The organism is Lachnoclostridium sp. An181, assembly GCF_002160325.1.
GTDB lineage: Bacteria > Bacillota > Clostridia > Lachnospirales > Lachnospiraceae > An181.
In genome coordinates this window covers 1-12,389 of record NZ_NFKJ01000004.1, presented here as the reverse complement: position 1 = coordinate 12,389, position 12,389 = coordinate 1, and the positions used below count along the sequence as shown (strand labels likewise).

9 protein-coding genes are annotated in these 12,389 nt (G+C 40.5%); 4 read left to right on the top strand and 5 right to left on the bottom strand.

Features of this window, described 5'->3' with window-relative positions:
* Nucleotides 1–382: 382 nt before the first annotated feature.
* Complete coding sequence (locus B5F18_RS03675) at nt 383–1,810, bottom strand: D-alanyl-D-alanine carboxypeptidase family protein (RefSeq protein ID WP_087156322.1); 1,428 nt, start codon at nt 1,808–1,810, stop codon at nt 383–385.
* A gap of 183 nt (nt 1,811–1,993) precedes the next feature.
* Between B5F18_RS03675 and B5F18_RS03670 the strand changes: the two genes are divergently transcribed.
* Nucleotides 1,994–2,491, top strand: a complete 498-nt coding sequence (locus tag B5F18_RS03670) for a helix-turn-helix domain-containing protein (protein WP_087156321.1) — start codon at nt 1,994–1,996, stop codon at nt 2,489–2,491.
* A gap of 18 nt (nt 2,492–2,509) precedes the next feature.
* Here the strand turns inward: B5F18_RS03670 and B5F18_RS12485 are convergent, their stop codons facing one another.
* Complete coding sequence (locus tag B5F18_RS12485) at nt 2,510–2,944, bottom strand: DUF5626 family protein (RefSeq protein ID WP_162607527.1); 435 nt, start codon at nt 2,942–2,944, stop codon at nt 2,510–2,512.
* A 251-nt stretch (nt 2,945–3,195) separates the two neighbouring features.
* Here B5F18_RS12485 and B5F18_RS03660 point away from each other — a divergent pair, with 251 nt between their 5' ends.
* Nucleotides 3,196–3,474: a hypothetical protein gene (locus B5F18_RS03660; protein ID WP_087156319.1), complete on the top strand. Its 279-nt coding sequence runs from the start codon at nt 3,196–3,198 to the stop codon at nt 3,472–3,474.
* A gap of 554 nt (nt 3,475–4,028) precedes the next feature.
* Here B5F18_RS03660 and B5F18_RS03655 read toward each other — a convergent pair.
* Complete coding sequence (locus B5F18_RS03655; RefSeq protein WP_087156318.1) at nt 4,029–6,488, bottom strand: LPXTG cell wall anchor domain-containing protein; 2,460 nt, start codon at nt 6,486–6,488, stop codon at nt 4,029–4,031.
* A gap of 406 nt (nt 6,489–6,894) precedes the next feature.
* Between B5F18_RS03655 and B5F18_RS03650 the strand changes: the two genes are divergently transcribed.
* The gene (locus B5F18_RS03650) at nt 6,895–7,788 is read left to right on the top strand and encodes a helix-turn-helix transcriptional regulator (protein ID WP_087156317.1); all 894 of its coding nucleotides are present in this window, start codon (nt 6,895–6,897) and stop codon (nt 7,786–7,788) included.
* A gap of 98 nt (nt 7,789–7,886) precedes the next feature.
* Here the strand turns inward: B5F18_RS03650 and trpS are convergent, their stop codons facing one another.
* The gene (gene trpS, locus B5F18_RS03645; RefSeq protein WP_087156316.1) at nt 7,887–8,975 is read right to left on the bottom strand and encodes a tryptophan--tRNA ligase; all 1,089 of its coding nucleotides are present in this window, start codon (nt 8,973–8,975) and stop codon (nt 7,887–7,889) included.
* A 160-nt stretch (nt 8,976–9,135) separates the two neighbouring features.
* Here trpS and B5F18_RS03640 point away from each other — a divergent pair, with 160 nt between their 5' ends.
* Nucleotides 9,136–10,029, top strand: coding sequence for a DegV family protein (locus B5F18_RS03640; protein ID WP_087156315.1), 894 nt, complete (start codon nt 9,136–9,138; stop codon nt 10,027–10,029).
* On the opposite strand, the gene ppk1 is transcribed toward B5F18_RS03640, so the two are convergent.
* Nucleotides 10,012–12,138, bottom strand: coding sequence for a polyphosphate kinase 1 (ppk1, locus tag B5F18_RS03635; protein ID WP_087156314.1), 2,127 nt, complete (start codon nt 12,136–12,138; stop codon nt 10,012–10,014). The genes B5F18_RS03640 and ppk1 overlap by 18 nt on opposite strands.
* Between the last annotated feature and the right edge of the window lie 251 nt (nt 12,139–12,389).

Below are 12,389 nucleotides of genomic sequence, written 5' to 3'. Positions count from 1 at the left end.
TTCCTGTATCCTGCCCGGAGGGCCTTTATTATATAGGGAATCCAAAGAATTTTCCTATATAATAAAAAGCTTTCGTCCGTAAAAGGACGAAAGCCAAATCATTTTCGTTATACCACCTTTAACTGTATGCAAATCTACATACGCTCCCTTTAACGGTGGAATACCGGCGGCGCTTACTGACTTTGCATTGTTTTCGGCATCCGCAGCTCCGGAGTGATGTTCGGATAATCTTTACTTGCACCGGACTCCCACCGTCTCCGGCTCGCTTTTGCTTTCTTTACTATCCTACTGTCTCCATCTTCGCTTTTTCCGTATTCTTTACTATTATAGATGTATTGTAAATCTGCGTCAAGAGCCCAGAAAAATTTTCATATTTATTTAACTAACCCTGTTTCTGCCTGCGCCTTCTGATCTGCTGCTGCCTTCTTCTCCTTGCCAGGCGCCTTCTTTTTCTCCTTCTCAGGGCGAGCAGCAAAAGGATCAGAACCACCACGATTCCAACTGCTGCCACAGCGATGATCTTCCAGAGCTCCACTTGCATGTTCCCTTTGTCCTTGTCCACTTCTTTTGGCTCTGCCTTTTGTGTGTGCTCCAGCACATAGGCGTCCGTAAGCTCTGCCTTGAGCGTTCCAAGTACTCTTCCCTGATAAGAACATTGTAAAACTGCCTCTCTGCTCGTTTTTAGATCAACCGGCTGTATTTCCACATCCAGATCCTTCCACGCAATAGAAGAAGGGAGGAGCAGTCCGGTTGTCACCAGATTTTTAATTCCCTTTGGCATTTCCTCCTGCGTGGGAGAGACTTTCTGGAAATTATTGAATCCATATTCAAACATAGCCTTTGTATCTCCATATACATTGGCGGAACCATAGGTCTTTAGGTTGACTGCAAGCAGCGTTTTTCCGTCCTTCTGGGCATAGGTCACAAGCGTTGTCCTCGACTGGTCCGTAAATCCGGTCTTTCCGCCCATACACGGCTCATAATAGTACTGACTGCCGGAATAGATCATCTTGTGGTTCTGCTGAAAAGTCCTTGCCTCAGCCACCAGATTAGTAGGCGGGATCGTGTATTGTTTTGTATTAATGATCTGCCGGAACTGCTCATACTCAAACGCAGCCTTTGCGATCAGAGCCATATCTTTTGCAGACACGTAATGATTGTCATCATGCAGTCCATTTGTGTTTGTGAAATGTGTCTGTGTACAACCAAGCTCCTGGGCCGTTTTGTTCATCTCCTCAATGAAACCATCGTACCCTGTTCCTATCTTTGCTCCAATACACTCTCCAATTGCATGTGCCACCTCATTTGCAGACGCAAGCATCATGCCGTAAAGAGCATCTTTCAAACTGATCTCTTCTCCAACTGTCATACCGATATGAGCGTCTCCGTATTCCAAGAAAGAGAGCGAGTCTTCAGTAAATTTCACTTTATCGTTCTCCAAATCCCCATATTTGAAAGCCACAAGAGCTGTCATGATCTTCGTGATACTTGCGGGATAATATTTTGCGTCCGGATTCTTTGCATATAAAACCTCCCCGGTATCACAGTCCATGACAACCGCTGCCTCCCCATGGGTATTTACGGCCTGCGGCCAGTTCGGATAAGTGTTGGATTCCACGGGCATGGTCGCAGCTTTCGCCGCCAGCTCATCCTGGGTCAGTTTCTGTAGATCATCCTCTGTTATCACAACCTGCGGGCTTTGGCCTGCCGCCTGGTTTTGTACTTCCTCTGCAGCCACTGACTGTCCAAAAGTTCCGAACAACAGAACCCCTGCCAGAAGGCCTGCAATGATTTTTCTCTTCCTTTTCATCTTCCACGTCCTCCATTTTTACCTGAAAGTATATTATAAAATATCCTCATCCTTTCTGCAACAAAACTCCAAAAATTGTTATAGATACATTTCTGTTACAAATAGTTTTTGAGAATTTAAAATTTTTGTGATATTATTACTAATAAAAATTTAAATTAATGAAAGTAAGGGGGGAATGAAAAAATGCTGGCAAAAAATTTGAAAAGGGCAAGACGTAATAAAGAATATTCTCAAGAGCAAGTTGCAACAAAATTGAGGATTACACGACAGGCACTTTCAAAATGGGAAAACGGACATGCATATCCTGATGTTATAACTTTAAAATTATTATGTGACTTATACCAGGTTTCTATAGATGAAATGCTTAAAAATGATGAAATTCTTGAAATGAAACAAAAAGAAATCGGTTTAAAAGAAGAAGATATAGAGCCATCTAAAAAGGAACATGTAAAAAATGATGAATTTTTGTTTATAATAGTCGTCACTATAACATCCTGTCTAATTCCCTTCTTAGGTGTTGCCGTTTCACTACTAGTCTTTATCAGAGCAATAAAAGGTCAAAAAAAATATAGTTTATCAATAAAATTAATTGTATTTTTGTGTTTGATACTCAGTTTGGTAAATTCATTTATTATACTTAATAACATATATTTTCATATTGGAGAAGCAACCATATCATAAGGTTGCTTCTTTGTTTATTTATATTCCAAACACTTTCATTGTTGTTCCAGAAATAGTTACACGAACTCCGGGAGAAGTAACAAAACCAAGGCGTTGATATGTCAAATAATATGTTGCTTGCTTAGAACTTTCTTTTTTTAGTCTTGCAGATAGAATTTTACCTGTTATTTCTTTATTCCATGCTGAATGAACTGACGCAATAGAATTATTATGAATATTAACTTTATAACCTGCTTTCCAAGCCAATGGAGAAGTAAAGGAAATGGAATAAGTTTTATTTGCAAGTTTCATAATTGGCATTTCCTCTGTAATTATTATATTAAGCTTTATATTTTTGTTTTGTATAGTAAATGTCTGGGTACCACCAACGTTTAAATCATATTCTGCAAATGTAGATGTCGTCTTAGGTGAAACAGCATAGGAAACCGAAGTGAATGGTGATGATACACACAAAAGCAATAATAATATAATAAATAGTCTTTTTTTAGACTAATAATTAGTTTGTAAATTTTTAGAAATTATCAAGAACCAAATGGTTCCATTTCGTTATCAAAAGATTACATTTTAGTAAAATTGTATTTTGTATTTAAATCATTACAAGCTGCAACTTTTGAGGTATATCTATCTTAGGAATCATGTAATATCATATCACTAGTAAATGAAAGTAAAATCCACACTATCTTTTAAAAAATGGAGGTATTAAAATGAAAAAAGCCAAAATAACAAAATTAGTTTCTATTATTAGCGCCATAGCAATTGCAATTACAATTCTACCTTACTCAAATGTAAAAGCATTGGCAAATGATAAAAGTCCAAATGTTGAGATTATAACTAATGACAAATGGGAGAACTTTGAGAAAGACTTATCAGAACTGCAAGAAAAGAATAGGATAACAACAAGAACCATAAAGGGATATCCTTTTATTACGAAAGAAGAATTTTTCGATTTGGCGAAAAAATATGATGCGCAGAACGTAAAGTAAAAGTAAACAGGTCCCTTGCTTATTCTGAAAAACTAGTTAAAGGTGGATACAACTGTTTTGCTAGCACAAAAAGTGGAATGAAACAATTGCGTGATGATTATGGATTAATGTTGGTTCTTCAAAAGGAGGCTGCCGTATTACATTGACAGACGAATTTCCAATTGCAAAATTAAATACAGTTGAACAAAGTCCTATTAAAAAGTTATAATGAAAAAATAATTGACAAGGAGTGAATATATGTTAGGCGGTTGGATTGCTCTATCTCTGATTAATATCGATTGCTTATATGTTTACTTTATTTATCGAATACAAAGAAAAAAACAAACACTTACAAGTAAAATAGGAATGGTAATAATTATATTAGTTTGGCTGTTATATAGTATTAGATTTTTTGTATCGTTTATGATATAAGGTAATAACAGACACACTTTACCATACTAAACATGAAATAATGACAAAGAAATAGTGTGGAATTACTATAACAAAAATAGTTGTTATACATACGAATCCCCGTACACTTTCATCAGTGTACGGGGCATTTCTTGTTTTCCTGCTTAGTTCATATTTTTTCTTTTTCTTCTGCTCATTTCCAAAAGTCCTGCTGCGAAAAGCATTCCCATGAAAGCAAACATCATATTTGTCTCATCCCCGGTCTTTACGCTTTTTACTGTCTTTGCTTTTTGTGCTGGTGCATTTGAACCGGAAGAGGATGTTGTACCATTATCTGTGGATGTGTTTCCTGTTGTTCCTTCTTTTTCTTTGTTCTCTTCTGACTGTGAATTGTCCACAGATACACTTACTTTATCAATGGATGCCTGAAGATTTGCTTTTGCCGTATCCACTTCTTGCTGTGTAGCCTGCTCATCGTTCAGTACCGCTGTTGCTGACATTACTGCTGTTTTAAATTCCGCAGCTACCTGTGCGTCCACACCTTCTAAACTCATACCTTCTGCCTTATTCACAAGTTCTTCCAGCGCGTTTTTATCTGGTTTGATTCTTAATTCGCTCATTGCCTTTAAAAGATTTTTCCACGCTGTGTCTACTTCCTCCTGCATGGCATCTCCATCTGCGCTGACTTCCCTCGCAGCTGTCAGGGCATCTGTAAACTCTTTTTGTCCTTCTTCCAAATATTTTGTCAGATCAAGAGAGGATGCCATGTCAATAACTTTCTGCAGGTCTGTTTTGTCTCCCTGTTTAAAGGACAGATACTGCATAATATTGATCAGATCTTTCCATGCCTGATCAATCATTTCCTGTGTTACGGATGCGTCGCCGCCATTAACTCTTGCAAGAATCGCCTCTGCATTTTCAAGCACCTCGTCAAATTTCTTTACAACGCTGTCCACAACGCCCTCTGTATCTGCTTTTCCTGCAAGCTCGATCGCATACTCAAGCACTGCTGTGGAGACGCCGGATGGCTCTGCAACTGTGTACTCAGCTGCTCCGATGTCTGTCTTTTGGTCTGCAATTGGATTTCCAAAGTAGTCTCTTCCACCATTATCTTCGATTGTTTTTCCTGCATCGATTGCCGGGGAATCAGCCTGAAGTTTATATCCGTCCAGTGTGTCGATTGCCATGTCGCCAAGTGTTGCTGTACCGCCCTGTCCTGGGTTTACAAATTTTGGATCTCCTTCCACTTTGTTTGCATCGTTTGGAAGATTGTCAAATCCATAGTACAAGTTTGTGTCATAGGCTGTATTTCCGCCCCAGGAAACAGACTTATTTTCTCCAACATTGTAGAAAATATTATTGTACATACTTGCCTTTCCGCCATGTCCGGAGTCAATATTTGCACCGTCAATGTAGAACGTATTGTTGTAGAATACAGCCTCATTTGGATTGGAAAGCATAAACAGTGTTCTCTTGTCATTCTGGCTGATATTATAGCGAATGATGCTCTCCAAAGATTCATCTTTACATACGAGCATGAATCCGCCTTCGTTGTTATGGCTGTAATTGTACTGGTATGTGGTTCCGCGGCTAAAGTCACAGTCAAATGCCTGTCCGTCTCCGTTAAGTTTTGTACCAAATACTTCATTGTACTGGAATACGGCGTCCTCACATCTCCACGGCCAGATACCTGCATTGTACATAGCATTCGGATTATCCGCTGTATTCTGGCTGCAGCTGTCCCCAACATTGTACTCGATCAAAGGCTCTTTACAGTACATCGGAACAATGGCATCTCCTCCTGCACGCTGTACATAGTTATTTCTTATAACTACGTTTGTATGGTAATAATTGTTGATAAAGTCTTCCGGAAGGATTCCGCCGTATCCATAGGAGTCTCCATCTTTGATCGTCCATCCCATGGAGATACCGGTTCTGCTGACATCTCTCACATAGCAGTTTTCAATCAGTACACTGTCAAATCTTGTCTCTTTTCCTTCGATTTCCGCTTTGTCAGCGTCAACTGTAAAGTAAATACCACCGTTTCTCCTGTCTTTTCCATCCAGTGTTCCGGATACATCATGTACATAGAGATTGTCCAGATGGAATCCGCTGTAAAGCCCTGGTTTGGTCACTTCTACATTCACACCTGCTCGTCTTACACTGTTGTCATCTGCTTTGTTTGTGACTTCCAGATTGCTGATATTCCAGTGGCTTACGTTCTCAAGCAATACGGTGCAGTCATACTCTCCATCTGAATGGACAGCTGCTCTTTCTCCTGCTTCTTCTCCAATCACATCTCCATTATAGATATCAATGGAAATCGGCGCTTCCTCTGTACCTGAACCCGACGGGTTTAAAGTACCGTGATACTGTGTTCCCTCTTTTAAGAGAATTTTGTCCCCTGGCTCGAACTCTTTTTCATTGACATTGTCCAGTGTCTCCCACGCGGTATCCGGTGTCAGGCCATCTGCAGCATCGTCTCCATTCTCGGAGTCTACATAATAATTCGTTCCGACTTCATCTGTTGCTGGTGCTGCCTTTGCCGGGATCATGGAAAGATTTCCGAAAACCATGGTGCATGCAAGGCTCAAGGCAATCAGCGCTTTTTTCTTTTTCCTCATAGAGTTAACCTCCTTTAATTTTAAGATTTCTTTTTCCAACTTTCATTTATGATCCGTTCCTGTCTCAATTTTTTCCTAATCTCACATCCTCCCAAAAATACCAAGAGTCCAGCCATGTTCCTTATTTGAGAGGATAAACCCAAGACCGGAAAATATAATATTTTTCTGCCATAAATTATTTTTGTTTGGTTATAAACAACAACAATACATTGTCTACAAATTTTTAAAATAGACAAATACGACATTTTCTCTTGATATTTTTATATTTTTTATCTATTATAACTATAATGATAACACATTTGACTATAAAATAGCTAACATAAACGAGTACAGTTTTGGCATTTTCTTATACAATCAGGCACTATTTGTACTGCTGGCAGTATGACATAAGGAGGAGCACGGACACATGCATACATCTTCATCACACAACACAAAAAAAGAGACTTCCAATTTACTGATATCCAATATTATCCACAATGTTCTCATTGAGTCTTTTCCTTCATATTACTCATTTGACACGCATATTCATAAAGACTGTGAATTCTATCTGGTTTTGGAGGGGGACTGCAGCATGACCATTACCAATCAGGAGTTTCTCGTATCAGCCGGAGAATATGTGCTTATCATGCCGTTTGTCCCACATTCCTTTTCGGTCCCGACTATGGATAAATGTACATGTTTTCATATCCATTTTGACCTTGACTATTTCCACGGAATGGGCAACAGCCTGGAGTTTTTTATAGGCATGGATATTGAAGAATATTTTTCCATTCACATTCCGTTTTATATGCACTGCCAACACTCAGAAAAACTTAAGACCTGCTGCCAGAATCTGCTGTGCGAATACCAGAACATTTCAAAGGAAACGAATCTGTGCAATTTCTACCTTCTGGAATTTTTACTTCTCATTTCCATAGATATCCGCAGAAATATGGTCCCTTCCGTGTCATCGGACACAGAGAGTGTGTATGTGAAACAAGCGCTGAAATACATTTCTGAAAATTATGCCGGAAAAATTCTTTTGCATGATATAGCCGAACATTTAAATATTTCTGTCCGCTATCTGACAAAGATATTTCATGAAAAAATGCATTTATCCATCCTGGCGTATATCAATGCTTACCGCATTCATCAGGCAACCCTCCTGATGAAACAGGGCGTGAAACTTACGGACATCGCAGTTCAAGTAGGGTTCAGCAGTCACCCACACTTTACAAAAACATTCACCCGGATTATGGCAGCCACGCCAAAACAATACCGCAGTTATCTAATGACTGAACAATATTCCGATGTTGGATAAACATGTTTCAAAAAATACAAAAACATCCGCATAGGTGTCAGTGTTTTACGCTGACCTCCTGTGCAGATGTTTTCTTCCTATCACTTGTCTATCTTTTGTTATTTGGCACTATATTTTTTTACCTGTTCATCCAGCCATTCCGCTGTATCAAAATAATTGATCTTCATTGCCGCTTTCACATCAGCCAGTGTATATGCAGCAACTTCCCTTGCGCGCTCGGTTCCTTTTTTCAGGATTTCATATACACCCGAAATATCTTTCTCCCATTTTTTTCTTCTTGCACGAATCGGCTCCAGCTCCTCCTGCAGGACTGCATTTAGGAAACGTTTTACTTTTACATCCCCAAGTCCTCCGCGTTTGTAGTGTGCTTTCAGTTCATCCAGACAGGAATAGTCTTTCAGATACCGCTCAAAGTGTTCCTCTTTGCAGAACGCATCCAGATACGTAAACACAGTATTTCCCTCAAGTTTACCCGGATCATCAACACGGATATGATCAGGATCTGTGAACATGCTCATAACTTTTTTCTTCACTTCCTCCTCTGTCTCGGACAGATAGATGCAGTTGCCCAAAGATTTGCTCATCTTTGCTTTTCCGTCAATTCCCGGAAGCCGCAGGCAGGCTGCATTGTCAGGAAGAAGGATCTCCGGTTCCACCAAAGTATCCCCGTACACATAATTAAATTTTCTCACGATCTCTTTTGTCTGTTCCAGCATCGGCATCTGATCTTCGCCTACCGGCACTGTGGTAGCCTTAAATGCAGTGATATCCGCAGCCTGGCTGATCGGGTAAGTGAAAAATCCGACCGGAATACTTGCCTCAAAATTTCTCATCTGAATCTCAGATTTCACGGTAGGATTTCTCTGAAGTCTTGATACAGTCACAAGATTCATATAATAAAAGGAGAGCTCGCAAAGCTCCGGAATCTGGGACTGTATAAGAATTGTAGATTTCTCCGGATCCAGTCCGCATGACAAATAGTCAAGCGCCACCTCCATGATATTCTGTCGCACTTTTTCCGGATTGTCCGCATTGTCTGTCAGCGCCTGCGCATCCGCGATCATAATAAATATATCGTCAAAATCACCTGAATTTTGTAATTCTACTCTTCGTTTCAGCGAGCCAACGTAATGTCCTACATGGAGCTTTCCTGTCGGTCTGTCCCCAGTCAGTATAATTTTTCCCATCTGCTATCTTCCTCCAAAACTGTTCTTTCTCATGATTTCGATTCTATCATAATTTTCTAACTTTTTCAAATTTCATCCAAACTCCTTGCCTTTTACTTCTCCAAGGTGCTATAATTGCTAAATTGCTATTGAACTACCAACATTGATGGAGGTATTAAGTATGAAATTCCAAATCGTCAGCGACAGCTCGTGTGATTTGTCCGGACACTTTGCAAAAGAAAATGGAATCACCCTTGTCCCATTCTATGTTTCTTTTGACAGTGAAACTTATATGAAAGAAGGAAAGGAGATTGCGATCCCTGACTTTTATCAGCAAATGGTTGACAACAAAAATGTATTTCCAAAGACATCCATGCCTTCAGTGCAGGATTATATGGATGCCTTTCTTGCGCATGTAAAAAATAAAATGCCTGTCCTTTGTATTTGCCTGAACGCCCAATTCAGCGGTTCCTATCAATCGGCTTTAAATGCAAAAAACGCAGTTGTGGACGATTATCCGGATGCTGCGATCGAAGTTGTGGACTCCAGGCTTGTCACTGTCCTTCAGGGCCAGTTTGTGCACGAGGCCATCACCTTGAGAGACAAAGACTTCTCCCTCGAAGAGGCTGTGTCAAAATTAAAAGAAATCCGTGATACCGGACATATTTTCTTTACAACAAAAGACTTAAAGTACCTGGAAAAAGGGGGCCGTATAGGAAAGGCAGCCTCCCTTGCCGGCAGCGTACTCAACTTAAAACCCCTGATCGAATATCACAACAGGGAACTTACTCCTGCCGGTGTATGCAGGGGAAGGAACCAGTCTTTAAAGAAAATACTTGCCAATTTTCTAAAGTATCTTACAGACAATCAGATCGACCCTGACAGCTACCGGATCGTGACCGGCTATGGCTATGACTACGAGGAGTACAAGTCTTTTACCGCTCAGGTTTCTGATGCGCTTTCACAGGCTGGTCACAAAAATATTGATTTTGAAGATCACTTTATCGGCGCCACGATCGGCGTACACACAGGGCCTTACCCGATAGGGATCGGCATTTTAAAGCGCTGTGTGTAAATTGTCTGTTGTTCTGGCTTTTAACCCCTGACTCTTCTGATAAACCTCAGATTTTTGTATGTCCAACGCTGCTGCTCTCTCATATGCCTCTTCATAAAGCTCCTCCTGAGAGTTCAGCGGGACATCCTCATTTCTTACATGCCGGTAGCATCCTGTCTCGTCTTCCCATCTGGCTTTCTGGTTATCTTTCAGCATCAACTGAAACATACCCTTCACTCTCTTTTTTAAATCTTCCTGCAAGACCGGAGCAGCCACTTCCACACGTTTCACTGTATTTCTAGTCATAAAGTCCGCGGATGCAATATAATATTTAGCCCTGTCCCCAGCACCAAATATGTAGATGCGGGAATGCTCCAAAAATCTTCCTACAATACTGATGACCTTAATATTCTCCGTCTTTCCCTTAATACCAGGTATGAGACAGCAGATACCTCTTATGATCATCTCAATCTTTACTCCAGCACAGGACGCCTCTGCAAGCTTTTCCATAATCTTTTTATCTGTAAGAGAGTTCAATTTCAGGCCAATATATGCCTCCTCCCCTCTTTTTGCGTGTTCAATCTCCTCCTGGATCATGTCCAGTACTCTGGACTGCAGGCAATGCGGAGCCACCAAAAGTTTTTCCACGTGATGCACCGCCTCCCCTTTGGCAAGATTTTGAAAAATATGCGTTGCTTCAAGGCCAATTTGTTCATTCGCAGTCATCAAAGACAGATCTGTGTAAAGCCTTGCTGTTTTCTCATTGTAGTTTCCTGTTCCAATCTGGGTGATATACTCGATTTTTCCTTCTGCTTTTCTTGTGATCAGGCAAAGCTTTGAGTGTACTTTGCATCCTTCCAATCCGTAGATCACCTGACAACCGGCTTTTTCCAGCATCCTGGACCATCCAATATTATTCTCCTCATCAAATCTGGCTCTGAGCTCCACTAAAACGACAACTTCTTTCCCATTCTCAGCAGCCTCACAAAGCGCCTCCACAACTTTGCTCTGCTTTGCCAGACGGTAAAGTGTCATCTTGATGGAGATCACATTTTTGTCCTCAGCAGCCTCAACGAGCAGGCGCAGAAATGGACGGATAGATTCATATGGATAAGAGAGCAGCCTGTCCTTTACCTTGATCTGCTCGATCAAACTTTTCCCGTCCTCAAAATCCGCTGATTTCTGGGGAACCCGTTTCTGGAAAAACAAATCCTGGCTCTTTCTGAGTAAATCCTGAATATGAGAGATAAAAGAGACATCCAACGGAGATTCCAGGCGGAACACCCTCTTAGGGTCCAATTTCAGGTATCTGCAAAGCAAGCTTACCACATCCCCTGACATCTCTCTTGAAAGTTCCACTCTTACAGGGGATAACTTCCTTCTCTCCTTCATCAGATCTGCCATAAACTCTCTGTAGTCAAGATCTTCCTCATACAAAGCATCTGCATCAATATCTGCATTTCTCGTGACACGGATCAAAGATTTACCCTGGATCTTATAGCCTTTGAAAATCTTGTTCACATAGTGCAGGATCAAATCTTCCGAAAGCATATATCTGCCCTGGCCAAACGGAATGGGAATAAGCCTCTCCAGCATATTGTTGGTGCAAGGTATGATGCCAAGTCTCGCTTTTTTGCTCTTTGTCTCCAGCACCACGGCTGCATAAATTTCTTTATTGCGCAAAAATGGAAATGGCTGGCGCTTTCCGACAACAGTCGGCGACAAGAGCGGTGCGATCTCCTGATCAAAATACCTCTCCAAAAACTTCTCCTCATCATCTCCTGCCTCTTTAAAATCGATGAGCCGCACACCATAATTCTCTGCCTTTTTCATCAGCTTGGCATACACGGCATCCTTTCTTTTATTGAGCCTTTTTACTTCACCCAAAATAGCCTCTATCTGCTGTTCCGGCGTCATGTTTGTCTTATTTTCCTTTGCCTTGTCACCTAAAAAGAGCTGGTCCTGCAGGGAACCTACCCTTACCATAAAAAATTCATCCAAATTACTCTGATATATTGAAACAAATGTCATCCTTTCACACAGTGGGACTCTTTTGTCCTCCGCCTCCTCCAACACTCGCTCATTGAATTTCAGCCAGGACAGCTCTCTGTTCATAAAAATACCGTCCATCAAAACTTCCCCCTTTGTATCATCCGATAGCAGTCATATCTATCTTTTATCTGTTTTATATAGATTATATCAGAATTTCTAAAAAAGAATGTAAAATTTTTTATAAAACAATAGACAAAACTTTTTACTTATCGTCTGATATCATAAAAAATAGGCTTCGCCTATTCAACTCCCCTGCCCCTCATTCATGAGGGGATAGGGGGTTTTCTTTTGTTACTTTTTCTTGCATAATAGATTTATGAACATCTTAC